Annotated in this window: 19 protein-coding genes and 1 riboswitch; of the genes, 4 read left to right on the top strand and 15 right to left on the bottom strand. The window is 46.7% G+C overall.

The features are described from left to right. Positions 1-59: 59 nt before the first annotated feature. Positions 60-686, bottom strand: coding sequence for a YciE/YciF ferroxidase family protein (locus A3860_RS19620; protein WP_081149114.1), 627 nt, complete (start codon positions 684-686; stop codon positions 60-62). A 183-nt stretch (positions 687-869) separates the two neighbouring features. Then, on the bottom strand, positions 870-1,940 hold the full coding sequence (locus A3860_RS19615; RefSeq protein WP_081148807.1) for a KGG domain-containing protein: 1,071 nt from the start codon (positions 1,938-1,940) through the stop codon (positions 870-872). 416 nt (positions 1,941-2,356) lie between these two features. Further along, a riboswitch (TPP riboswitch) is annotated at positions 2,357-2,491 on the top strand. A gap of 461 nt (positions 2,492-2,952) precedes the next feature. On the opposite strand from A3860_RS19615, the gene A3860_RS19610 reads away from it, so the two are divergent. Then, positions 2,953-3,342 carry a response regulator gene (locus tag A3860_RS19610; protein ID WP_158085310.1) on the top strand — a complete coding sequence of 130 codons (390 nt, stop codon included), beginning with the start codon at positions 2,953-2,955 and terminating at the stop codon, positions 3,340-3,342. Here the strand turns inward: A3860_RS19610 and A3860_RS19605 are convergent. Then, positions 3,313-4,365 carry a glycosyltransferase family 9 protein gene (locus tag A3860_RS19605; protein WP_081148803.1) on the bottom strand — a complete coding sequence of 351 codons (1,053 nt, stop codon included), beginning with the start codon at positions 4,363-4,365 and terminating at the stop codon, positions 3,313-3,315. The genes A3860_RS19610 and A3860_RS19605 overlap by 30 nt on opposite strands. 12 nt (positions 4,366-4,377) lie before the next feature. Here A3860_RS19605 and A3860_RS41675 point away from each other — a divergent pair, with 12 nt between their 5' ends. Next, positions 4,378-4,587: a hypothetical protein gene (locus tag A3860_RS41675; RefSeq protein WP_081148801.1), complete on the top strand. Its 210-nt coding sequence runs from the start codon at positions 4,378-4,380 to the stop codon at positions 4,585-4,587. Positions 4,588-4,786: 199 nt separating this feature from the next. Here the strand turns inward: A3860_RS41675 and A3860_RS19595 are convergent, their stop codons facing one another. From A3860_RS19595 to A3860_RS19555, 9 genes are all read right to left on the bottom strand, one after another. Further along, positions 4,787-5,644 (bottom strand): STM4011 family radical SAM protein, encoded by an 858-nt coding sequence (locus A3860_RS19595; RefSeq protein ID WP_081148799.1) that lies wholly within the window; start codon positions 5,642-5,644, stop codon positions 4,787-4,789. After that, the gene (locus A3860_RS19590) at positions 5,641-6,942 is read right to left on the bottom strand and encodes an STM4012 family radical SAM protein (RefSeq protein WP_081148798.1); all 1,302 of its coding nucleotides are present in this window, start codon (positions 6,940-6,942) and stop codon (positions 5,641-5,643) included. Before A3860_RS19590 ends, A3860_RS19595 begins: the two co-directional genes overlap by 4 nt. Beyond that, positions 6,935-7,753: an STM4013/SEN3800 family hydrolase gene (locus tag A3860_RS19585; protein WP_081148795.1), complete on the bottom strand. Its 819-nt coding sequence runs from the start codon at positions 7,751-7,753 to the stop codon at positions 6,935-6,937. Before A3860_RS19585 ends, A3860_RS19590 begins: the two co-directional genes overlap by 8 nt. Then, a complete protein-coding gene (locus A3860_RS19580) occupies positions 7,732-8,421 on the bottom strand; it encodes an HAD family hydrolase (RefSeq protein WP_081148794.1) in 690 nt (229 codons plus the stop codon). The genes A3860_RS19585 and A3860_RS19580 overlap by 22 nt, the downstream gene beginning before the upstream one ends. Beyond that, positions 8,415-9,518 (bottom strand): STM4014 family protein, encoded by a 1,104-nt coding sequence (locus tag A3860_RS19575; RefSeq protein WP_081148788.1) that lies wholly within the window; start codon positions 9,516-9,518, stop codon positions 8,415-8,417. Before A3860_RS19575 ends, A3860_RS19580 begins: the two co-directional genes overlap by 7 nt. A gap of 7 nt (positions 9,519-9,525) precedes the next feature. Next, the gene (locus A3860_RS19570; RefSeq protein ID WP_081148785.1) at positions 9,526-10,437 is read right to left on the bottom strand and encodes an STM4015 family protein; all 912 of its coding nucleotides are present in this window, start codon (positions 10,435-10,437) and stop codon (positions 9,526-9,528) included. Positions 10,438-10,557: 120 nt separating this feature from the next. Further along, on the bottom strand, positions 10,558-10,773 hold the full coding sequence (locus tag A3860_RS19565; protein ID WP_081148783.1) for a heavy-metal-associated domain-containing protein: 216 nt from the start codon (positions 10,771-10,773) through the stop codon (positions 10,558-10,560). Between the two features lie 16 nt (positions 10,774-10,789). Further along, complete coding sequence (locus A3860_RS19560; protein WP_081148780.1) at positions 10,790-13,051, bottom strand: heavy metal translocating P-type ATPase; 2,262 nt, start codon at positions 13,049-13,051, stop codon at positions 10,790-10,792. 210 nt (positions 13,052-13,261) lie between these two features. Beyond that, positions 13,262-13,840, bottom strand: a complete 579-nt coding sequence (locus A3860_RS19555; RefSeq protein ID WP_317043501.1) for a helix-turn-helix domain-containing protein — start codon at positions 13,838-13,840, stop codon at positions 13,262-13,264. 69 nt (positions 13,841-13,909) lie between these two features. On the opposite strand from A3860_RS19555, the gene A3860_RS19550 reads away from it, so the two are divergent. Both A3860_RS19550 and abc-f read left to right on the top strand, forming a co-directional pair. After that, a complete protein-coding gene (locus A3860_RS19550) occupies positions 13,910-15,220 on the top strand; it encodes an ankyrin repeat domain-containing protein (protein ID WP_081148775.1) in 1,311 nt (436 codons plus the stop codon). Positions 15,221-15,349: 129 nt separating this feature from the next. After that, positions 15,350-16,933, top strand: a complete 1,584-nt coding sequence (gene abc-f, locus A3860_RS19545) for a ribosomal protection-like ABC-F family protein (RefSeq protein WP_081148771.1) — start codon at positions 15,350-15,352, stop codon at positions 16,931-16,933. A gap of 336 nt (positions 16,934-17,269) precedes the next feature. Here abc-f and A3860_RS19540 read toward each other — a convergent pair whose 3' ends face one another. The 3 genes from A3860_RS19540 to A3860_RS19530 all read right to left on the bottom strand — a co-directional run. Further along, a complete protein-coding gene (locus tag A3860_RS19540) occupies positions 17,270-20,512 on the bottom strand; it encodes an AsmA family protein (protein ID WP_081148768.1) in 3,243 nt (1,080 codons plus the stop codon). Between the two features lie 160 nt (positions 20,513-20,672). Then, on the bottom strand, positions 20,673-21,686 hold the full coding sequence (locus tag A3860_RS19535) for a PorP/SprF family type IX secretion system membrane protein (protein WP_081148766.1): 1,014 nt from the start codon (positions 21,684-21,686) through the stop codon (positions 20,673-20,675). 12 nt (positions 21,687-21,698) lie between these two features. Further along, positions 21,699-23,942: T9SS type B sorting domain-containing protein (locus A3860_RS19530; protein ID WP_173820233.1), on the bottom strand; the 2,244-nt coding region annotated here is incomplete at its 5' end.

The following is a 23,942-nucleotide window of genomic DNA, read 5'->3' as shown; positions in this document are numbered from 1 at the left end:
GGCCGGGTGCCCGATATTCAAGTCCTGGTAACTGGTAACCGGTAACTGGCAACTAATCTTTATACTACCCAGATCTTTTTATCCCAATTATAGGAGCCTTCGTGTTCTGCTTCCACATTGATGAAATTCTCGGCAATATCAGTTAACTGCTGGTCGGCCATTTCTTCTTCGGCCAGTGTTTTGTCTAAAAGATCTGCCGCTTTTTCAAGGCCCATGGTCACCGCCAGTGCTTCCAAACCACCATAAGAAGCGATCTCATAGTGTTCGATTTTTTGCAAAGCTATGATCAGCGCCGCATCGCGGGTCATGGTGCTTTCTTCAGTTTCGCGGATAATAGTTTTGCATTCCTTGATGAGGCCATCCATCGCTTCACACCGCTTCCCCTCTGCTCTTGAGCCGATCATGTGAAAGATCTTTTCCAATCTTTTCACATGCCGTCTTGTTTGCTGGTGGTGCTCTTCGATGGCGTCTTCCAATTCTTCGGTAGTGGCCACACTCTTTACTTCAGGTAAAGTTTTCAGCAGTTCCTGTTCGGCATAATATATATCTTTTACCTGGTCAAGAAAGAACTTCTGCAAATAGGTTGGAGATTCATCTATACTGCTTTGACTGCTGCTTTTTTTCCTGGTTTCTGATTCTATGGTATGTCCGTTACCTTTTTTCCCTGTTTCTGTTACCGCTGCCATGTTACTATTATTTAGTGGGTGATTATTAATAAATGATTGTTTGGTGAATGGGTTCACCATTGAGGTCATAACCTTTTGAAGTAAGAAGTAGGAGGTAAGAAAAGTCTGAAATTTTCAGCCTTACAATTATTTGCGATCTTCATACTTCTTACATCCTACTTCCTACTTCTTACTTCCTATTCATTACCTCGAGCTGCTTTTACTTCTTTGCCCGCTCTTTCCGCGTTGTGAACGGGAAAATGAGCTGCTTTTGTTGCTGGAAGAACGGCCCCGTCCCGAGCTGCCGCTTGTTTGGCCGCTGCGAGCACGTCCGCCCATGCTGGCTATCTGGCGTACTTCACTTTTGGGCAAACTGGCAAAGCCACGGCGCGAAGTGTCGGAGCTGCCTCTTCTACCCTGACGGCCATACATGCCACCTTCGTAATCGTAATCCTCTTCTTCACGGTATGAACGGCCACGATTGCCTTGCTGGCCCATGCCGCCCATTTCATGCTGATAACGGCGGCTGCCCATACCTATGCCGCTGCGTTCCCTTTCCCGGCTCATGCTGCCGAAGCCCTGGCGCGAACGGCCCTGCATCTGGCTGCCATAATCATCTTCGTCTTCGTCATAATATTCCTCTTCTTCTTCGCCATACCTTCCCTGCATCTGGTTACCATAATCATCATCTTCGTCAAAGTCTTCTTCTTCGCCATACCTTCCCTGCATCTGGCTGCCATAATCATCATCTTCGTATCTATCGTCATAGTCCTGGTCAAACTGACCACCATATTGCTGGCCATAGCCACCCTGGTTGCCATAACCACCACCCTGTTGTCCCCAGGCGCCTCTGTGTTGTCCATATTCGCCTTGTTGTCCATACTGTCCATAGCCGCCCATTTGTCCATAACCCTGGTTGCCGTAACCACCGCCCCAGCCGCCTTGCTGGCCATAGCCCTGGTTTCCGTAACCGGGATAGCCCCAGCCACCTTGTTGGCCGCCATAGCCCTGGTTTCCACCAAAGCCGCCTTGCGGACCGCCGTATCCACCCTGATGTCCCCAACCACCTTGCTGACCGCCATACGCACCCTGTTGTCCCCAGCCGCCCTGATGCTGGCTGCCGTATTCACCTTGTCCATAACCTCCCATTCCTCTTCTTTGCTGTCCATATTCACCTTGTTGTCCCCAGCCTCCTTGCGAGCCATAGCGTTCCCGGTTTCCTTCATTGTACTGACGGCCGGTATTACGCCTGCCCTGTCGATCTCTTCTTTCCATAATTAAATAGTTTAATCGTTAGTAAATGGAATGTCTGATATACTGCAATTTTAATGCTCACTGCATTGTGTTGCTTTATTGTTGCAAACACTGATCGTTGTTCTCAATAAGTATAACAGTTGCTATAACGGTTGTTATTGTCCGTTATAGTCGTAAACTGTTCCTTACTGTTGTTAATTGTTGATCCCAGTTAATAAAAAGTAATAAAACGTTTCGAAGCAAATAAACAAACGGTGAGCTGGTAAATTGATCTGTTGGTATATTAAAGCTATCGACATTTGAATGAATAAAAAAAATAAACCCCAGTATTTATTTTTGTTGAGTACAGTGACGACATATTTCCTCAATATGCACCTGCAATGATTTTGGTCAGGAGGGAGATATTACTGGCACATTATTTTTAGTTATAGATCAAATGTTTTTCAGGGAGGTGGTTTAAGTAAACAAGTATATCTCTGAATAAGGGATAGAACCAGTAAACTAAACCTGAGAAAATACTCCAACAACCTGATCTGGATAATGCCAGCGTAGGGACTGGGAAACAGAGGGGACTCCGGTACATCCGGAGTCTTTTTTTTGCTGTTCCCGTTACTGCATGCATTGGTTTAAATAATACACCACAGTCTTCTTCATTTCAGTAAATTACGGTCTTGTTTTAATGCTGTTTACCTGGGCCGGGGGCCGGGTACAATTCATACCCGGCTGGCCGCCAGCAGAAAATAATTTGTTTTCACATGACTAAGTGGCTATCTTCATAATACCTACGGCAACACAGTGTCCCGTTTGTTTATACATTCTTTTCCTGTATATTAACCAAAATATTATAATTAAGGATTAAGCCCTTTCAGTTCTATTTTTTTCAGGATTACCTGCGCCCGGATATTGGTATGATGTACAGCTTTCATTCTGGAATTTAAACCCAGGCCCAATTCATTTGTAATTGGTATTTGGTTTCTGTATGCCTAACCCGAACCATTATTTTACGTTAAATATGTACAACACAACCACTGTTATGCAAAGGACCATTCTGTTGGTAGACGATGATGAAGAGGAATATTATATCATTAAACTGGCATTGGAGATGACAGGGGAAAATTGCCAGTGTGTTTGGGCTAACGGTCTTGAACAGGCTACCCATCTCGTAAAGGAGCTGCAACCTGAATTTGTTTTTATCGATATCAATATGCCACGCTATAATGGCCTCAATTGCCTGAAGCAATTGAAAGAACTGGACCAGTTAAAAAAATCGGTCTTTGTAATGTATTCTACCTACATCAGTGAAGAGGACCATAAAAAAGCATTGCAATTGGGAGCCGATTGCTGTATCCCCAAGCCGGAAAATGTAAAGATCCTGCGCAAACACCTCATGAGTTTATTCAACGATAAAACCCATTGCCCCTGATTGAAAAACGGCAAACTTTGATAATGTATTTTCTTTTGTATCCATGGCAACCAGGTTTACAAGCTGATTATGTACCTCTGTAAAAGACCTGTTATTTGTCCAGTCAAATACATGATGCAACGAATGGTTCATTGGTGCCCAGCGATGCGGTTCGCCATCCATACTTATAATGATACTGGGTGTTTGCGTGGCCGCAGCAATGTGGGAAACGCCTGTACAATCAGCTATCAGCAGGTGGGCTCGTTTTATTAATGCCGCTACCACCCCCAGCCCTGTTTTTCCGGCCAGGTTCACTGGTTTATGTGTCATGAGGTTGGCTACATAATCGGTGATCCAGGTTTCATCGGGCGTGCCCGTGAGCACTACGCGGTACCCATGTTCGGCGCAATAATCGCCCAATGCGGCAAAGTAACAGGGATTCCATTGACGGGCTGTGCTCCCTGATCCCGGGTGAATGCATACATAGGGTTCGTCATGTACAAACGGCGCTACCTGATGCAAAGTTGTTTCTTCCTGTTCGGTGATGGGGAATTCCAGCTGTACCCCTTCATCCTTCACGCCCAGGTGCTTCATCAATAACAGATGCCGCATTACTTCATGCTCTTCTTCCGGATACTCTAAAAAAAATTGTGGGTCCATTTGGCAGTCGTACCGGTGAAAGCCGGCCAGTTGTTTTGCATATAACTGCTGCAGCATTTGGTTCACTATTGTTCCATTGCCCTGCATTTGTATAATGCAATCAAATTGTTCCTGTTGCATGGTGGTAACAAATGTCATCCAGCCGTTCTCTGAAAATGGTTGTTCGGGCAAACCGGGATAACCGGGGAAAGCAATATGGCGATTGAGGTAATGGTTGAACCGTTGCACAAATGTATTTGCCCATGGTAAACCTATCAGGGCAATATCGGCTTGTGGAAAGGCGTGACGCAAGGCCCGCATGGCGGGAACTGCGCACAACATATCGCCGAGTTGCAGGGCCCTGAACAGGGCGATGGTTGGTTTTTCTGTATCAAATTGTATCATACAAAAAGGTTCTTGAATATTTTAGCTCCGCAGATAGTCCAATATACCGGCAAAACCACCGCTGATGTGAATGCCATTTCAGCAAAGTGTAACGGGCTTCGGGACGTGTTCCGGAGCCTGTTATTTATAAACCAGGCGGTAAGCAGCAGTCATATTAATAAACAGCCCACGCATTTCAAAGGCATCAAATATCCTGCCCTGCCATTTCAGCTGAATTGTTGATAGAAATTGTAGACATAACGCCTTATAAAAAATTGAATGTCAGCGAAGCGTTTCGCTATTTCCCCAGCATTATGCGGCATTGCCCCGCATTTCCGGGCCAATCTGCTGTAGAATGGAGAACCGGCATTCTTCAACACTGATGTTGATGCGGTCATTGAAGACAGATGCTGACGCGGAAACGAAAGATGATAAATGATGGTTAATGCCGGGTTGCTGCCACCACCCGCTCCAGCTCGCGGCCATTGTACACCTCGTACAAATTCAGGTGGTCCATATGCACATAACCAATATGACAGCCACAGGTGGCATTGGTACACGCGCGGGGTTTTAGAATAGTATTGAGGTCGTGCTGGTAAATATTGCCCAGCTTTTCTTTTATAAAATGACACCGGTAAATATTGCCCTCACCATCCACGCTTATTACGGTATGTCCCGTTCGGCAGGCTTTACCCTCGCTTTCATGATGCACCATGTTATAGGGCACGTACGGGTCAACAGCGATCAGCCGTTCCCGTTCATTATTGTCGTAATAGTCTGCCTGCTTTTTGAGCGCGTTCACCCATAAATATCTTTCTTTGGGTAACAGCGTGCGCATGGTCTCAATTTCAGGGATCGTTTCTTTGAAACCCACTATGCCTACACTGTAGGTAACGCCCATAGCATCGAGCTCGCTGCATTTGTTCAAAAATGCTTCGCGGCTAACCTGACCGGGATGATACGTGCACCAGAGCGCTATTTTTTCTTTAAGGGCTTTTTGCAGCCAGCCAGTGGCACACGAGAGGTTGGTTTGAATGGCGATCTTTTGTACGTTGCTGCAATGACTTAATTCAACCAATGCCTGCTGGTAATACCTGCGAATGAGGGCTTCGCCCCAGGGCGTGAAGAATAATTTGAATTCGATATTGGTTTGCTGTTTTACAAATTGCACGAAGCGGGCTACCTGCTGCGCATCTGTAGCCAGCGTGGCCCGGGTATCTTTACGCTTGGCAAACGGACAATAGGGGCAGTCGTAGTTACAGCCTGATAATACACCGCGGTATAATATTGACAACGTCATTGCAATTCAAATTCAGTGATCAGTTGTTTTATGGGTGCTGAATACAGCGCGGGCCCAATGGCGTCGGAATAATCGAGGCCCATATCGGTTAGCCGGAGTTCATGCCCCTGCAGCCGCGCCATACCGGCATTGATCAGTTCTGGTAACAATGGGTATTCGCGCAGTGCATCCTGCTCAAATAATGTATGGTATCTTTTCAGATCGAGACCGGTTCCATGCAGAATGGATTTAATAACGAAGCGCCGCTGCTGTTCTTCTTTGTTCAGCACAATGCCATAATCCACTTCGTTAAAATGCGGCCGGGCAATATATTTTTCAATGATGGAACGAATATTCTGGCGGGCAACTGCGTATTCCGATGAATAATGTACCAACTGCGTATAGGACCTGGCCCCTGCGCCCAGCCCGATCATGCCATCTTCCTGGCAGGCATAACTGCGGGCAAGCCTTTTTTGTGCAATGCCTGTTTTCTGGAACATGCGCATCGATACCTGGTGGTAGCCGGCCGATTGCAGTAACTGTTTTGCTTCGCGATAAAATATAAACCGGTTGTCTTCGGGTTCCTGGTTCAGTTTTGTAATGCCGGTAAGCGGCCGTACATACAGGGGGTAGATAAATACTTCTTCCACCCCATACCTGATGACTTCCTGCACCGAATGCAGCCAGGACGACAGCGTTTGCCCATACGCGCCATAAATGAGGTCGATATTCACTATTGAAAAGGAATATTGTTTCAGCAGATCGAGTGCGGCGTATACTTCGGTATTTTTTTGCGGCCGGCCCAGGGATTTTACCTCGGTTTCCACAAAACTCTGCACCCCCATGCTTACCCTATCGACTCCCTGCTCAACCAACAACCTGAGCTTTTCGCGGGTGACCGTAGCCGGTGACAATTCAAACGAGGTGGGTATGTTTTCGGGTTCGCCCCCCAGTTGCCTGATTATGGAAAACAGTTTTTCCAGTTGCGGTGGTTGTAAAAAAGTGGGTGTGCCGCCGCCTACTGCCATTTGTGCGAATGCTTTGGGGGCGATCTGGTCTTTTATCGTTTTGGCTTCCCGCGCCAGGGTGCGCAGGTAGGCATCTACCATGTCGGTCTGTGGATTCGCGATCGTGAACAGGTTACAAAAACCACAACGCATTTCGCAGAAGGGCAAATGCACATACAGAAAGAGGGCGTCTTTCTTTTCGGGTGACCATAATTCCGGCAGCGACAGGTTGTTTAACCGGCGATAACTGTGTTTGTGCGGGTAGGAATATGCGTACCCTTCGTATATGTTGTTAAAAAGGGTTTTAACCATTGCCAGTTTTTTTCAAGATAAAAGTTGTCATAGGTACTTCCCATACGGTGGAATGCCCCACGCGATGGCCGTAATAATTGTTCTCGCCATAGGCAGTGCCATGGTCGGAACAGAAGATGCAAAACGTGTCGCGGTGCTGCTGCCGGAAAGCTTCCAACAATATGGGCAGCTGGCTGTCGACATACTGCAGGGCCGCGCCATGCGATTGCAACGTATCGGTTTGTGCACCGGGCAAATAAAAATAGTTGGGCTGATGAATGGCCGATACATTGATGAACATAAACAGCTGCTGGTTGCCGGCAGTGTTTACCAGTTGTGCTGCCTGTTCAAATTGATGGCGGGTACTATCGCGGTCGGTAACGCCATAGGAAGGCTGCCAGTAGCTTTCGGTAAAAAGCGAGGGTAATACCTGCCCTAACGCGGTTTGCTTGTTAAAAAAGCCCACACCGCCTATGCAGATGGTGCGGAAGCCGAGTGAAGCAAAACCGCTAACGATGTCGGGCGTATCGAAGACCTGTGTTTGAGATCCTGTAGTTTCACTGCCGGCAAAACGGGCCGCGAACAGCCGGGGCGCTTTGGCATTGGTAGCCGGCGTGGGTAAAAAACCGGCAAAGAAAGCATGGTGCGCTGCGTAGGTGAAGTTGCCTGGCGAATGGCATTGCTGCCAGCCACCGGGGCTGTACTGTTGAAGATGTTGGGTGCGGCCTTCATTGAATAAGTTAACTGCCACATCGTACCGTAAACTGTCGAGCGTAACAAAAAGCACATGCATGTGCTTCACTACGCTGTTCATGTCAATAGCCTGCTCCATCTGCTTATCTCCGTTATATTCTTAATGACTTTGTTGGGCCTGATGCCTGCTTCGTTTTCCCTGCCATGCGATACCCAGCAGGTGAGCATACCGCATAACGCAGGCGCCATAACGTCGTGAATGAGGTTGTCGCCTATTACCATAGTGCTGGAAGGATCGAGTTTCAGCTGCTCTATGATCTTTTGAAAGAACGCCGGATTGGGTTTTTCGTATTTCATTTCACCGGAGATAAAGATCGCCTTCGGTTGAAAGAATGGTTCCAGCCCGGCCCGTGAGAGCTTTGCCCGTTGAATGTTGCCGCCACCGTTTGATGCCAGTACGAGTTGAAATTGTGTTGACAAAAAATGCAATGAGCCGTTTAAAGAAGGGTCGGGTTGTAATCTTTGCGCCATCATTACCTGCAGCGCCGTCAATAAAGCCGCCGGGGTCATTTTACTCCGGAAATCACCTTTTGCGTAGGTATGCAAAAACCAGGAACAAAAAACAGCTCTGTCGGTATAACCCCAATTGTCGTATGCGATACTTTCTTTCACGGCTGTTTTTAATTGCGGGTCGCGATAGCCCCATATTTTTAACAGATCATGCACGGCCAGGCGCATGGCGGCATTGCGGTCAATAAGGGTATTGTCCAGGTCAAAAATGAGGGTATTGATAGACGTTGTCAACATATGGCAGCTTGTTCGTGTTTTTTGACCATGGCCCTGAGCTGTGCTTCATAACACGTTTCCCCTTCATGGAGCAAACCCGGCAGCAGATCGCCAAAAGCATTTATTTCCAGTACGACTGTTTTTTTAAGACCGGCGGTCAGCAGTATGTCGATTCCCATGTATAATGAACCGGGAAAACAGGCGGCTGCTTTTTCGGCCAGTTGATTTATTTCCGCCAATTTATGAGCGCCTATTATTTCGATGAATTCGTTCATGTCGCCGCGGCGGTTGCCCAAATGTAAATTGGTAATGACATGACGGCTTGTTCTGATCACCGTATGACGTGCCCGGCCTGCAATCACGAGCACCCGTACATCGAAGTACCGCCCGTTCAGGGTTGCCTTGGGCAGCCATTCTTCGGCAAACACGTTTTCTTTAACCATGCGGTTGATCAATTGCGCTATTTCGGGTTCGCGGGTATAGGTGCATACCTGTAAGGAATTATACAGTTGAATACCGGCTGCTGAGGTAACCGTTTCGGCAGATGTAATTGCCTGTACGCGATGACCGCTTTTGCGGAAGGCAATAACGCCGGATGCTGAAGAGGCATGCGCCGGTTTAATGAACACTTTATGCAGGCCATGCCGTTGCATGTGTTCAACCAGTTCGTCGTAACCCGTAAAAGCCGGTAACCTGAACGGCACCGGTACGCCCTGTTGTTGTAACCATGCCTGACAGGCGGGTTTATTAAATTGCAATAAGATATCGGCCGGGGTGTTCATAACCCGCAGCGATTGTTCCTGAATGATAGCCTGCACTTGTTGCAACCAGCCGGCATAACCGGTATACCAGGCACGCATATGTTTTATTTCACCGTGCTCAGCCGGTGCTGATGCCTCGCCCTCTCCCCGGGCCACGAGCATATTGCGTACGGCTTCATTTTCGCCGGGGGAATCGATCTTCAGCATACTGCCATAAGGAATGGCGGGCCGGCCGGCGCCATTCAACCAACCGGCATAGGAAATGAGGGTGGGCATACCATATCCAAGCTGTTGCGCGGTTTCGCAAAAGCCCCTTACCCTTCTGTTTTCCGGATTGCCAATAATGGTGAACTGCATATGCTATTTATTCGGCTACTTCTACATAGCGGTAATCGTCGTCTTCTTCCTGTTTGTCATCAAGGTTGATGGAAATGCCCAATGATCGCAACTGTTCCATCATGGCTTCCGACATAAAGTGGTGGCGCAGGTTGAGGTGTTTCAATTTTTTGATGCCTGCGCTCTTCAGCAGGGCGGCAGCGCCTTTATCAGTAAGAATGCCCTTTGACAAATCGAGCACCTGCAATTGATTCAGTACCGGCGCCTGGGCAATGGCAATGGCGATATCATCCTGAATGACGCTATCCATGAGGCCGAGGTGTGTGAGTTTTGGAAAGGTGGAACCTGACAATACCATTGCCAGATCAGCTGTGGTGGAAGCAAAGCCATATTCATCTGAACCGAGCCACAATTCCAATTTTGTAAGGTTGGGCAAACGGGCGGCGTTCACCTGGGTAACCACCGGGGGTGGCATGCCACCGGTTTCAATAATAAGTGTGGTGAGCCGGTCGTGTTGCAGATCGCTGAACGAAAGATCTGAACCGCCTCTGATCTGTAAATGTTCCAGGGCGGGAAATGCTTTTAATATGGGGGATATATCGGTTTGATTGATCCAGGAGATCTCGCATTCTTCATAGGTGATATCGCCGATGAACAACGCTTTCAGGCCTGGTAAACTGTTTTTCAGGGCAACCAGTTTGTCAACTACTTCAAAGCTTGATTCAGAAACTTCGGCATTGAACTGGCCAATGATGAGTTCTGTTACTTTACCAACCTGGGGATCGCGTACAAATGCTTCGAGCAGGTCGGTGATGGTTACGCCTTCATCTTCATAACTGACACGCAGGCGGTAAACAAATTTTTCGGGATCAATAGTGGTGGGAGGTAAAAAATCCTGGACAGGTTTGTTGAGAAAGGTTTGCAAGTGTTCTGAAACCATGGGAATTGTTTTTGTAAAAGTAAGGGTTTTGTGGAAGCAAGTATTACCGCAGTAATGTGACTAAAATTATTTTTTAATGAATAACGTTCAGCCCTGTTTTTCCACAAAACCCTTTATCTTTTAGCCGATCTTTTCGGCCTTGTAACCGGCTTCCTGTAGTTTTTTGATCACTTCGGCTTCTTTTTCCTGCTGACCGGTATTAACGGTTAATACTTTATCGGGTGATTGAAGATCTACATTCCAGTTGTTGGCGCCCACCGCTTCGTTTAAATACGGGGTAACAGTGGCTACACAGCCACCACATTTGATCGTTGTTTTGAATTTTACTGTTTCCATACTATGGGTTTTTATTTTATATTTTAGTTGTTTTTAATCTTAAACTATTGGTCACTACCGATACGGAACTGAGGGCCATGGCCGCGCCGGCGATCATTGGGTTCAGGAGGAACCCGTTGAACGCATACAGTACACCGGCAGCCAGGGGTATGCCAATGAGGTTATAAATAAAGGCCCAGAACAGGTTCTGCCGAATGGTGCGCACCGTTTTGCGGGAAAGCACCAGCGCTTTGGGGATCGATTGCAGGTCGCTGGTGATGAGTGTCATTTTTGCTACGTCCATCGCAATATCCGACCCCCTGCCCATGGCAATGCTTACATCGGCCTGGGCCAGGGCCTGCGAATCGTTGATGCCATCCCCTACCATAGCCACTACTTTTTGTTGCTGCTGCAGTTCTTTTACAAAACCGGCCTTGCCCGATGGAAGCATACCGGCACCATAATGGGTAATGCCTGCTTCTGCTGCAATGGCCGCAGCCGTTTGTTCATTATCGCCGGTAAGCATATACACTTCAATACCCATTTGCTGTAACTGTTTAATGGCTTTGGCCGAGGTTGGCTTTATTTTATCGGCAATGGCGATGATGGCCAGCACCTGTTGCTGACTGGCAAAATAGATAACGGTATTGGCCTGTTGTTGTAATTGGGCAGCCTGCTGCAACAACCCGACGTCAATGGAGAGCTTATTTTCATCAATGAGTTGTTTATTGCCCACATAGAACCGTTTACCATTCACCAACCCGGTTACACCCCTTGCAGTAAGGCTTTCAAATTGTTGCACAGGGGCTGCGGTAACTGGTTGTTTTTTCAGTTCATGGATAACGGCTTCGGCCAGCGGATGTTCTGACTGGATCTCGAGGCTGTACAGCACCTGTTTCAATGCCGGGTCGTTTTGAGCACCGGTTAGCCAGCTCATTTGTGTTACCACCGGTTTTCCTTCGGTAATGGTGCCGGTTTTATCGAGAATAACTGCATCTACTTTATAAGCCAGTTCCAGGCTTTCGGCATCCCTGATAAGAATATTGTTTTCGGCGCCTTTACCTATACCTACCATGATGGCAGTAGGTGTTGCAAGGCCTAACGCACATGGACAGGCAATGACCAGCACGGTTACTGAAGTGATCAGTGCATTGGTAAAGGCATTGTTGCCACCGGCCAGCATCCATACCACAAAGGTGAGTATGGAAATGCCGATCACTACCGGCACAAAGATGCCGGCAATTTTATCAACCAGTTTTTGTACGGGCGCCTTACTGCCCTGCGCTTCCTGCACCATTTTGATGATATGGGCCAGCATGGTATCGTTCCCCACTTTTTGCGCCAGGAATTGAAAGCTGCCTTTCTGGTTTACGGTTCCGGCAAATACTTTACTGTCTTTTTCTTTTTGTACCGGCACCGGTTCGCCGGTGATCATACTTTCATCAACGTACGAAGCGCCGCTTGTTACGATGCCATCGACGGGGATCTTTTCGCCGGGGCGAATAAGAATAGTATGGCCGGGAAGCACAGCCGAAACGGGTAATTCCTGTTCTTTATCGCCGGTAAGCACCCGCACCGTTTTAGGTTGCAGACCCATTAACTTTTTAATAGCTGAAGATGTATTGGATTTGGCTCTTTCTTCCAGCAATTTCCCTAATGAAATAAAGGCAATAATAACGGAGGCTGCTTCGAAATAAACGTGGGGGTGAATTCCCCGCGCATGCCAGAAGCCGGGATCGATGGTGTTGAAGGCGCTGAATAAAAAAGCAATCCCGGTACTCAGGGCCACCAGTGTATCCATATTGGCCTTGCCATGACGGGCCTGTTTAAACGCATTTACATAGAAAGAACGGCCGAACCAGCCAATAACGGGAATGGTGAGTGCCATGGAGATATAATTTCCATACGGCAGGTCCATAAAGAACATACCGATCAGTACTACCGGTAATGATAATATGGAAGCCCAAAGGGTACGTTGTTTAAGCGCATTATAATGTTCCTGTTGGGCGGCTTCTTTTATTTCGTTGCTGTTTGCTTCGTCAATAACGAGATCGTAGCCAATGGAGCGCACAGTTTGCTGTAAATTGGCAGGCGTGGCAATGGCGGGGTTGTATTCAACCCAGGCGCTTTGATTGGCAAAATTCACGCCTGCATTGGTGACGCCTTTTGCCGACTTTAACATAGACTCAACACTGATGGCACAGGCGGCACAGGTCATGTCGAGCACAGGAAATGTTTTCCTAACGGTTTGGCCGTGGGCTATATATGTTTGTTCTTTTTCAATGGTACTTGTAGACATAGTAAAAACCTTTGTACAAAGTTCCAGCTATGCGAGTAATCCATTGTTACAAGATTAAGTGCGGGATGTATATAATTTTAAGTTACCGGTTACCAGGTACCAATTGCCAGTTACCAGGTGCCAGGTACCAGTTGCCGGGTCTTGATTGTCGATCACTCTACATGTAATCGGTGGCTCCGAATTTTTTGCCCGGTAACCAGTAACCGGCAACTACACCTTATCAAGTGGCTTGCGGGTATTCTCTTTTAACTCGCGGAATTTGGTAGGTGTTAAACCGGTTTCTTTTTTAAACTGTTGCGAAAGGTGTTGCACGCTGCTGTATTCCATTTGGTTGGCGATCTCGCTCAAACTTAGTTCATTATAGGTAAGCAATTCCTTTACCCGTTCTATGCGTTGGCGAATGGAATATTTTTCAATGGTAATGCCTTCCTGGGAAGAAAAGAGGTTTGATAAATAATGATAATCGAGTTGCAGTCTTTCTTCCAGAATAGCAGACAGCTTTTTGTTGTTGCTGTCTTCATTTCTATGAACAAGTGAAATGATGATGTTCTTTATTTTCTCCACCAGCTTATCTTTTTTATCATCGAGCAGTTCAAAGCCGATGGCGGTGAGGTTTTTGTTCAATACTTCCAGTTGTTGAGGCGTGGGCTCCTTATCCAGTTCTACTTCACCCAGGTTAACATTATTATAAGGTATGCCTGCTTTTTCCAGTTGCTCTTTTATGACCAGGATACAGCGGTCGCACACCATATTTTTTATATACAATTGCATGGCGCAAAGATACGGCATATAGTTTTTAGCAGGATGTTATAGATCAGCTGCCATTTTTTCGATAAATTAGTTTAACAAAATATTCCCATGAACGAAGAACGGCGTACGGCCTTTATAAAGGCGGCCATCTGGGATGGTTCGCTGGAAGAAGCGGAGCAATTACTGCTATCGCATCCGGAGATAGCTGCGATGGATATTCACACGGCCGCTGTTACCGGCCAGGTTGAGCTGGTACGTGAATTTCTGGCCGAAGATGCGGCAAACGCTACAGCTTTGTCGGAGCCCTATGGCGGCAATGCATTGGTGTATTTATGTATGTCCAAATATTTGCGGCTCCATAAAAACAGGAACGGGGATTTTATAGAAGCGGCTACTGCGTTGCTTGATGCGGGCGCCGATCCCAACTCGGGTTTTATGATGCAGGGAGAATTTCCCGGATTTGAATCGGCTTTATATGGCGCGGCAGGTATAGCGCACGATGCCGCGCTTACCAGTTTATTGCTTGCTTATGGCGCCGAACCCAACGATGAAGAAGCGGTGTACCATTCACCCGAAACATACGAGAACGAGGCCATGCAGGCGCTTGTACAAACCGGTAAGCTAACGAATGAAAACCTGTCGATGATGCTGATCAGGAAAATCGACTGGCACGATTACGATGGACTTCAATACCTGTTGGATCACGGGGCTGATGCCAATGGAGAAAGGAAACGCGGCTGGCATGCATTGCATCACTCGTTGAAACGCGCCAATGGACTGGAGTTTATAGCGCTGCTGCTCGACCGGGGGGCCGATCCATTGTTGGCGAGCAATGGCATTACGCCTGTTACCATGGCAGCCTGTGAAGGCCGTGGCGATGTGCTGACGTTATTTGCGCAAAAAGGCATTCCTGTTGAACAGCATGGGGTGTATGAATTGATAGCTGCCTGTGCTATGGGCGATGAAACGGCCGTACATGCACTGGCTGAACAATCCCCCACCCTGGTAACACAGTTGCTTGGCATGGGTGGTGAACTGCTCGCCCGTTTTTGTGTTTGCGGGAATTCACCCGGCGTGCAGCAATTGCTGAATCTTGGTGTTCCGGCACAGGAGCCGTACAGGAACGGCGATGCCTATTATGGCATTCCTACCGGAAGCCTTGCCATACATATTGCTGCCTGGCGCGGATTTCCTGCAGTGGTAAAAAAACTGATAGCTGCCGGTTCACCCATTGAGGTGGCCGATAAGAATGGGCAAACTCCATTGATGCTGGCTGTAAAGGCTTGTGTGGATTCGTACTGGATCAGGCGGCGTTCGCCAGATGCAGTTAAAGCCCTGCTCGATGCAGGCGCCAACACCAATGGCATAACCCTGCCAACGGGGTATGATGAGATAGATCTGTTGCTGGTGCGTAAATAAAATAGTTCGTATATTTGCATTCCTTCATTTAGATCAACTCAATGTAATAGATAATTTCTTTCAGCCCGGAATAGATAGCAACCGCAAAGCGGCCTGCTATTATTTATTTATCTACTGAAGAAAGAAATTATGCTAATTCTCCAGAACCTTTCTTATCAGCATCCCAATAAAGAGCGGTTGTTTGATAATCTCAATTTATCTGTAAACAGCGGTGATAAAATTGCCCTGACCGGGAATAATGGTACGGGAAAATCGACGCTGTTACAAATCATGGCGGGTGAATTATTACCACATGATGGTTATTTAAATATACATGTTTCCCCTTACTATGTTCCCCAACTATTTGGACAGTACAACGAGCTTACTGTTGCACAGGCATTGCGCATTGAGCATAAGTTGGCTGCATTGAAAGCGATACTGGCCGGACATGTTACAGAACAACACCTTACTATATTGAATGATGACTGGACGATTGAAGAACGTTGCCAGGAAGCACTGCAGTACTGGCAATTGAATGAGCCTGACCTCACCCGGCCAATGAGTACATTAAGTGGCGGACAAAAAACAAAGGTCTTCCTGGCCGGTATTCATATTCACCAGCCTTCATTGGTGTTACTGGATGAGCCCAGCAATCACCTCGATACTGCGGGCCGGGAACTATTATATAATTATATACAATCGACATCGGGCACCCTGGTAGTGGTAAGCCACGACAGAAAGCTATTGAACCTGTTGAATACCATTTGTGAATTAAGCAGCAGCGGCATAACTGTGTACGGCGGTAATTATGATTTTTATGCGGCACAAAAGCAAATAGAAAATAATGCCCTGAACCTCGACATCCAGAGCAAGGAAAAAGCGTTGCGAAAGGCAAAGGAGAAAGAACGGGAAACCATGGAAAGGCAGCAAAAGCTGGATGCGCGGGGAAAGCGTAAGCAGGAAAAAGCAGGCGTGGCAAAGATCATGATGAACACCTTGCGGAACAGTGCAGAAAACAGTACGGCAAAGATCAAAGGCGCTCATGCTGAAAAGATCAGCGGACTTTCGGGTGATCTGCAGGCCTTGCGCAATGAATTGCCGGAGATCGACAAAATGCAATTCGGTTTTAATAATATGATGCTGCACAAGGGAAAGGTGCTGTTCACGGCCACCGGGGTAAATCATAAGTATGATCAGCATCACATTTGGGCGCATAACCTCGATATTCAAATAAACAGCGGCGAGCGGATCGTTATAAAAGGGATAAATGGTTCTGGCAAAACAACGCTGATAAAAATGATCCTCGGTGAGCTGGAACCAGCGACTGGTACGGTTTACCGGGCTGATAACAAATGGATCTATATTGATCAGGATTATACATTGATCAACAACAATTATAATGTGTACGAGCAGGCGCAGCAATTCAATATGGCCTTGCAGGAGCATGAGATAAAGATCAGGCTAAACCGTTTCTTGTTCACAAAAGAAGATTGGGACAAAGGCTGCGGCTCGCTGAGTGGTGGTGAGCGCATGCGGTTAATTCTTTGTTGCCTTACCATCAGCAACCAGGCGCCGGATATTATTGTGCTGGATGAGCCAACCAATAACCTTGATATTCAGAATATAGAGATGCTGACTGCTGCAATCAATGGGTATCAGGGTACCCTTATCGTAGTGTCGCATGATGAACACTTTCTGGGCGCAGTAAATGTTGAACGGACAATTAAAGTTTAGCCCTGGAAATATTTCTTGATCCAGATCACTTTTTTTAAAATGGCACTTAATCATCTGTGACCAAAACACTTAAAGCGGAACTTCTATTAATTCTTCAGGAACTTAAAACAAAACCCGCAAAACACTTTACTTTATTTTAATTACTTATTATATTTGATATAGCTCTAGTGCCAATCCCAGAACTTCCAGAGATGGCCCCGTTTTGTCCGATATCTTATGAGCAGATCCAATCCCTGTGAAGAAAGCACGATGACTCTATTAGTGCAAATTATTAAACCCAGAAACCCCATATCGTGATGGGGTTTTTTTATTGGTATGGTGTTCCCCCCTCCTGCTTTATGCTTTTTTCGGCTTGCCCAAATGAACTTTGTAATCATCGGGGGTGCCGGTGATCATCAGGTTCATAAAGCGCACCTTTTTATCCTTATCGCGATATTCTATGGCATCAACCTGGTCGGGGTCCACTTCTTCTTTTTTCTTGTTGAACAGCATGCGGAAACCAACCTGGGTTACCATTTTGAGCGGGATGCGCACGTAGTACTCCATTTTGAGATCGAGCGATTGCGTGCCGGAAAATTCGAGGAAGCCCAATGAGGAGTTGATGTTCATGGCGGGAATGTTCAGGGTGTTATCCTTGAACGTTAGCACATTTCGCAAGGTATCGAACCGTACCATTTTCAGGTTCTTATCCTTGAAGTAGGATGAGATGGCTTCCATGGGGGCAAAATTCATCAGCGTACCATTGTAGATGTTGATATCGAGCTGCGCCTGTGATTGATCGAGCATTGGGGTGAGATCAGGATGCACCCGCATATAACCTTTTATTTGTCCGGTAAGCCTGCCTTTAATATTCTTATTGATCACATAGTCCTGGCCAAAATAATCCAGCTTCAGCATCAGTTTTTCGAGGTCAACATCGTTCACTTTTATGCGGCTTCTCAAATAGATCTTTTCAGGATCAGTGCCATTAAAATGCGCCCGTGCATCGATGGCGCCCCCGGCCATTTCAACATGCAGGGTATCGAGGTACAGGTGATGGGTTTCGAGCATGCGCACATTGGTAGAAAGGTTTTTAAGCCACAATCGGCGATACTTTACCTTGCCCACATTCACTGTTGCATTAAAGTCGAGGAAGGGAACCTGGAAGATATTAAAGGCTTTGGCGTGTACTGATGACGATACCTGTTGTACGGGTGTTGTTGCCGCGGCTGATGAATCGGTGGCGGCTGGTGTGGCTTCTTCCCTTGCGGTTAATTTGTAATTGGTGAGCTCATCAACGTCGAGGAAACGGGAGTTGAATTTGAGGTAATTTTCCTTCATTCTCCTTGCGCTGTCTTTGCCGGTATACAGCCGCATATTGAGATCAAAATCACTGCGGCCGATCTTTCCGGTGAGCGTATCGATCTTTATAAAGTTTTCGGTATTGAATTTCACGTTGCCTTTGATGCTATCGAGCTGGAAGGCATGTTTGGTGAGCTGTCCCGAAATATTGGCGATCCTGATATTGGCGAATTTGAAGACAGAATCGTATCGCAATTGTGTTTTGGAACGCAGCCACAGGTTGGTAGCTATTTCATCCTGATAATCGATGGGGACCATTTTTTTAGTGCGGCGGCCCAGCAGGTCTTTCATGGCCAGGCGTTGCGATTTCAGGTCGAAGGCGATCTCAGTTCGCCCCTTTTTAATTTTGTTGAACCACAGCGCATAGTTGTTTACGCGGCCGCTGAACAAAATATCGGAGCTATCAATATGACCGCCAAAATTCTTTAACCGCAACATGGTATCGGCGATGGTAAGCTCGGCGCCAAACTCATGGAAGGCATGCGGGTATCTTTTAAAGGCGGCGTTGAGGTGTTCTATCTTCAAGATGCCTTTGGGCAAGGGATGCGAATGCAGCAATTCATTGACTGAAGTTTCCAATGAGGCGCCGATCGTAAACCCGTAGATCTCTTCTTTTCCCTTACGGTTTTTGGTTGTATCGATATTCAGCAGTTCGCGCAGGATCATTTTGCTGCTGCGTGCATTTATGGTGGCTGTCACCGGTTTGCTTTGCTGGTGGAAGATCGCCGGCAGATCGTTCAGGGTGCCGTCGACATAAAAATCGGAATGGCCAATATTGCATACCAGGGAATCGAGGCGAACGAACCCGTTCTTCATATTGGCATGCAGGTTAAGCCGTTCTACATTATATGGATAATTGGGGATGCGGAAAGTAAGATTATGTACAGCCAGTTCGCTTTGGATACCTTCAGTAAGCCGCCCCACCGATTGTTCGGGCATACTGATATCGACCAGCTCTTTAAAATTCATTTTAAGATCGATTTGCCCGGTAAGCCGTTGCAGGTCTTTTATGCCGAGAAAGGCGCCTATGAATTCCAGTTCCAGTTTGGAATTGACCTGCATGAAGATCTTCGGGTTCTCAAAATTGCGCATGACGAAGTTGCCGTCGAAAATGCCAGAGCCCGGTTTTGCATGCATGCCCAGTATTCGCAGTTCCGACGTTTTACCATTCTTTCCATCGCCATTGGTATAATAACCTTTAAAGGCCAGCGAATCGAGTTTTTTGTTTGTTTTGGAATTGTGCAGCCAGGCATTGGCACAACCGAATGATACGTCGATGCGGGGCATTTGTCTGTTGCCCACATTGCCTTTTACAGTCCCTTCAAAATTCACGTGTCCATCATAGCGGAAATGCTTCAATTCACGGGCAACCGATGCGGGTACAAAGGCAAACAATTGTTGCAGATCGGGTTTATCACCGGCGAATTTGAGATCAACCGAATTGTTATTCTTTTGCAGGCTGGCAGAACCGATAATGTTAAAAAGAGCGTCTTCCACTTTCAGTTTGCCGGTGCCAATGGTTAGCCATTCGGAATTTTTTTCATATGCCAACGCCAGATCTGTTTCGAGATGTTTTTGGCGGAAAAGCGAGGTATTGCCGGGGCTGGTATAATCGATGATCAGTTTGCCGGAAAGGCTGGCTGTTATCTTCAGACTGTCATCCTGAACCGATGATTGTATGCGTTCGATCTGCGAAACTATACTGCGGCCGTTTTGCTTATCAAGGAACGAAACCGCAATATTCTTCAGTACGATCTTTTTGATATCGAGTTTGAGCGCGGCATCGGTTGTATCTGCAGTGGTGGTAGTATCGCTGGTAATGCGGCTGGCCTCCACAATATTCAGCTGACCATTGCTTTCTTCAACGAGGTCGAGATGGCCGTTCTTCAGCACGATCACTTTCACTTTGTAGTTCTGTTTCAAAATATCGGTGACACTAAAGCCGGTAAACAGGCGTTCCGCCGCAAATAACGGCTTTTCGGAAGTGCTTTTGGTAGCATAAAAGCGCACATTATTGAGCCGAAGGGAAATATAGGGAAAGTTTTGAAAGAGGGAGATGTCGCTGCTTTCTATAGACAGGGTGCCGGGTAATTTTTTGTTTAATTCCTTAACAGCTAATTTAACCAGGCGTTGTTGCTGGGTCAGCAAAATGGTGAATGCCACTCCTATCAACAAAACCATCACCAGGACCGGGATCAACAGAAATCTGATAAGCCTTTTTCGCATCTTGCTTTTCATGGACGAATTTGGTTTGGGGGTTCACTAAGCCGGCAAGGCAATACCAGGCAAAAATAACTCCTGAAAAACTAAAAATAATACAAAGCTTTACGGGGCGGTTCCCATTGCCACGCAAAGCTTTATTCGTAACGAAATATTATGAAAAAAAGTATCTGGAGCGCTATTTCCACGGGCACCAGATGACCCCATCTTTATGGTCATCGCCCCTCAATATAAAGGATAATTCAAATGTTTTTGGTTTTTGTGCGGCCTGACTGAGCTTTGAAATAGTGATATCATACGTTAAGCCAAATTGCCATGTTTTATACCGGAGACCGATGTACGGAATAATAGCGTTCTTTGACCAATACCAAACGCCCGTGTATAAGACCTGGTCTTCCCCGGTTTCGTTTATAAAAAAGCCCAGCGCGCCACCAACGGAAAAATAGCTGGCTTTTGATTGTTCCTGATAAATGCCATTGGTGTTTATTAACATATTATCATTGAGATAGGTTTCGAAATTTGCATGCACTACTTTTCGCATGGCGAGGTATTTGTTGGGATCATCGAGCACGGTTTGTTTGGGCTGGTTCAAATGGAACACGGCAATACCCATGTCGAAATTCGTACGGTCATTTGTATAACTATAAGTGCCGCCTGCACTGGTAGAATAATAAGGCCTCATATTGGAGAGAGCTGCTTCGCCGGAAGGCAAATTGGTATCAAAACCATTGCCGGTAAATTGTTCGGGATAAATAAGGCGGTGGAAAGCTATATGTTTGTTAGCAACAATGCCCCCCACTCCTATTCCCAGCCGGTGATCACCATTTGCATCAGACAGGGTAATGTTGTATGAAACATTCAGCGATCCGTATACGCTTTGGTGAATGCCTGCCTGTGCGTAATCGTACATAAGCATGCCGCCGAGGCCCAGCACGCTTGTTTCGGGTAATTTATCTTTCATGACCTTGGTATCGTATGAGATCGTTCCTGTTGAATATGGTGCGGCAGGACCAATCCACTGACTGCGGAAATTGGTGACCATTCGCCATTTGGTATCGATATTGGCGGTTAACGCCGGATTTATATTCAGCGGAGATGAAAAGAATTGAGAAAAACTTGGGTCCTGTGCCCATGCAATACATGGGAAAAACAACCACAGAACTGCTACTTTGCGAATTAGATCTTGTTTCATAACGCAAATTTTTTATCGTAATAACATTGCATTACCAGCTTTTTTGAATACGGTACCATCGTTACCAACAGCTTCCACCGTCCAGGTATAGGTATCCATTACCTGTTGCACGCCTTTATAGACGCCATCCCATCCTTTGCCTAATTCTTTTGTTTCGAATACCAGTTCACCCCAACGATTGAATACCCTGAAATATCTGAGTTCGACAATATTCACCGTAAATGGATAGAGGTAGTCGTTATGGCCATCTTTATTATGCGGCGACCAGGCCGTGGGCACCCATAAGTTTGGCGGTTCATTACCCTGTGTTCTGGCAATTACTTTTACTGTTTGTGTATCTACAATTAAACAACCCTGGTCAGATTTTATATAGATCAGGTAATCTACCTTTTGACCATATTTGAATATTGGATTGATCACGTCATCGCTGTTCAGGCCGGTTGCAGGCGACCAGAAGTAGGAATAATTGTTTCCAAAGTATCTGGCCCTTAGCGGCGTTGACAGATTGACAGATGTAATTACTTCATTGTAACGTATTGAGGCCGGCGGTTTGATCACATTTAACATGGCCGATGCATTAGGCGAATTGTTTATGCACACCGCATCAGCTACGCTGGTGATGGTGTATTTGGTAGAGGTCGTTGGCGTTACTTCAAACTGATAAATAGAATTGGTTATGCCATTGACAGTATGACTGGCCGTGTCATCGGTATAGGTTAAGTTAAATGGCGCTGTACCGGTGAGCGTAATTGTTAACTTGGTTTTTGTACCCGGACAAACATTGCCACCCAGGATCTTAGCCGTAGGCATGTTTTTCAGTTGAGCCGTAACCGGCTTAATGCTGGTACAACCGGCTGCGTTGGTAGCTTTGATATAATAGGTGCCGTTGGCCTTTACTGCATTGGGCGCAGGCAAAGGTTTGGTAGCGTTGGAGTCTGTCCAGTAAGAGAAGCTGAGACCCGCATCGCTGCCAGCAGTTGTGGCCTGTGAAGTAAGGTCGATACTGGTTTGGTTGCAAGCGCCGTTCTGGTTGTTTACAATTAATTTAGGAGCAGGTTGTAAAGTAAGGTTAGTAATGATGATACTGTCGCACCCCGCCTGGTTGACAAAGCTGGAGCTGTATACGCCACTTGTGGAGGCGATGACTCCATTGGGTAATTTATAAGAGCCGGCACAGGTAGAAATATTTTCTGTTTTTGAAGTGGAAGATTTTACGTTCAGGATTAAGGTGACGATAGAGTCGCAACCGGCGGCGCTGATTAATGTGTCTTTATAGGTTCCGGCGGCGTTGTATGTATTGCCATTCCAGGAGTATGGTAACTGGCCTGGGCATATTGTTGCGGTTTGTGTGCCGGTTAATGTTGCATTTACGATTAAGGTAAGTGTTACGATAGAGTCGCAACCGGCGGCGCTGATTAATGTGTCTTTATAGGTTCCGGCGGCGTTATAGGTGTTGCCGTTCCAGGAGTATGGTAATTGGTTGGTACAGATTGTTGCGGTTTGAGAACCGGTTAATGTTGCGTTTACGGTCAGGGTGAGCGTGACGATAGAGTCGCAACCGGCGGCGTTCTTCAAGGTGTCTTTATAAGTGCCAGCAGAATTGTAGGTGTTGCCGTTCCAGGTGTATGGTAATTGGTTGTTGCAGATGGCTATCGCTTGAGAGCCTGTTACGGCGGTGTTTACGTTGAGTGTTAAGGTTACAATTGAGTCGCAACCAGCTACGTTCTTCAACGTGTCTTTATAAGTTCCTGCGGTATTATAAGTGTTGCCGTTCCAGGTGTATGGTAATTGACTGGTACAGATGGTTACGGTTTGCGTACCGGTTAATGCTGCGTTTACGGTCAGGGTGAGCGTGACGACAGAATCGCAACCGGCCACGTTCTTCAAGGTGTCTTTATAAGTTCCAGCAGTATTATAGGTATTGCCATTCCAGGTGTATGGTAATTGACTAGTACAGATGGTTACGGTTTGAGCGCCGGTTACTACGGTGTTTACGTTGAGTGTTAATGTTACGATTGAGTCACAGCCAGCGGCACTTGTTAAGGTGTCTTTGTAAGTGCCGGCGGCATTATAGGTGTTGCCGTTCCATGAGTATGGCAATTGGCTTGTACAGAGGGTTACGGTTTGAGCGCCGGTCAGGGTTGCTTTTACGGTCAATGTGAGCGTGACGATAGAATCGCAGCCAGCCACATTCTTCAGGGTGTCTTTATAAGTGCCAGCGGCATTATAGGTGTTGCCGTTCCAGGTGTATGGTAA

This window comes from Niastella vici, from assembly GCF_002077945.1.
GTDB lineage: Bacteria > Bacteroidota > Bacteroidia > Chitinophagales > Chitinophagaceae > Niastella > Niastella vici.
The sequence above is the reverse complement of the archived record's forward strand: the minus strand, read 5'-3'. Positions and strand labels throughout refer to the sequence as shown.

Bases quoted from the DNA above. Each gene is read 5' to 3' on its own strand.
- A3860_RS19540 (WP_081148768.1), bottom strand. From the start codon at position 20,512: ATGAAAAGCAAGATGCGAAAAAGGCTTATCAGATTTCTGTTGATCCCG.
- A3860_RS19580 (WP_081148794.1), bottom strand. From the start codon at position 8,421: ATGTTGACAACGTCTATCAATACCCTCATTTTTGACCTGGACAATACC.
- A3860_RS19605 (WP_081148803.1), bottom strand. From the start codon at position 4,365: ATGATACAATTTGATACAGAAAAACCAACCATCGCCCTGTTCAGGGCC.
- abc-f (WP_081148771.1), top strand. From the start codon at position 15,350: ATGCTAATTCTCCAGAACCTTTCTTATCAGCATCCCAATAAAGAGCGG.
- A3860_RS19575 (WP_081148788.1), bottom strand. From the start codon at position 9,518: ATGCAGTTCACCATTATTGGCAATCCGGAAAACAGAAGGGTAAGGGGC.
- A3860_RS19535 (WP_081148766.1), bottom strand. From the start codon at position 21,686: ATGAAACAAGATCTAATTCGCAAAGTAGCAGTTCTGTGGTTGTTTTTC.
- A3860_RS19610 (WP_158085310.1), top strand. From the start codon at position 2,953: ATGCAAAGGACCATTCTGTTGGTAGACGATGATGAAGAGGAATATTAT.
- A3860_RS19570 (WP_081148785.1), bottom strand. From the start codon at position 10,437: ATGGTTTCAGAACACTTGCAAACCTTTCTCAACAAACCTGTCCAGGAT.
- A3860_RS19555 (WP_317043501.1), bottom strand. From the start codon at position 13,840: ATGCCGTATCTTTGCGCCATGCAATTGTATATAAAAAATATGGTGTGC.
- A3860_RS19550 (WP_081148775.1), top strand. From the start codon at position 13,910: ATGAACGAAGAACGGCGTACGGCCTTTATAAAGGCGGCCATCTGGGAT.
- A3860_RS19585 (WP_081148795.1), bottom strand. From the start codon at position 7,753: ATGGAGCAGGCTATTGACATGAACAGCGTAGTGAAGCACATGCATGTG.
- A3860_RS19590 (WP_081148798.1), bottom strand. From the start codon at position 6,942: ATGGTTAAAACCCTTTTTAACAACATATACGAAGGGTACGCATATTCC.
- A3860_RS19615 (WP_081148807.1), bottom strand. From the start codon at position 1,940: ATGGAAAGAAGAGATCGACAGGGCAGGCGTAATACCGGCCGTCAGTAC.
- A3860_RS19620 (WP_081149114.1), bottom strand. From the start codon at position 686: ATGGCAGCGGTAACAGAAACAGGGAAAAAAGGTAACGGACATACCATA.
- A3860_RS19595 (WP_081148799.1), bottom strand. From the start codon at position 5,644: ATGACGTTGTCAATATTATACCGCGGTGTATTATCAGGCTGTAACTAC.
- A3860_RS19565 (WP_081148783.1), bottom strand. From the start codon at position 10,773: ATGGAAACAGTAAAATTCAAAACAACGATCAAATGTGGTGGCTGTGTA.
- A3860_RS19560 (WP_081148780.1), bottom strand. From the start codon at position 13,051: ATGTCTACAAGTACCATTGAAAAAGAACAAACATATATAGCCCACGGC.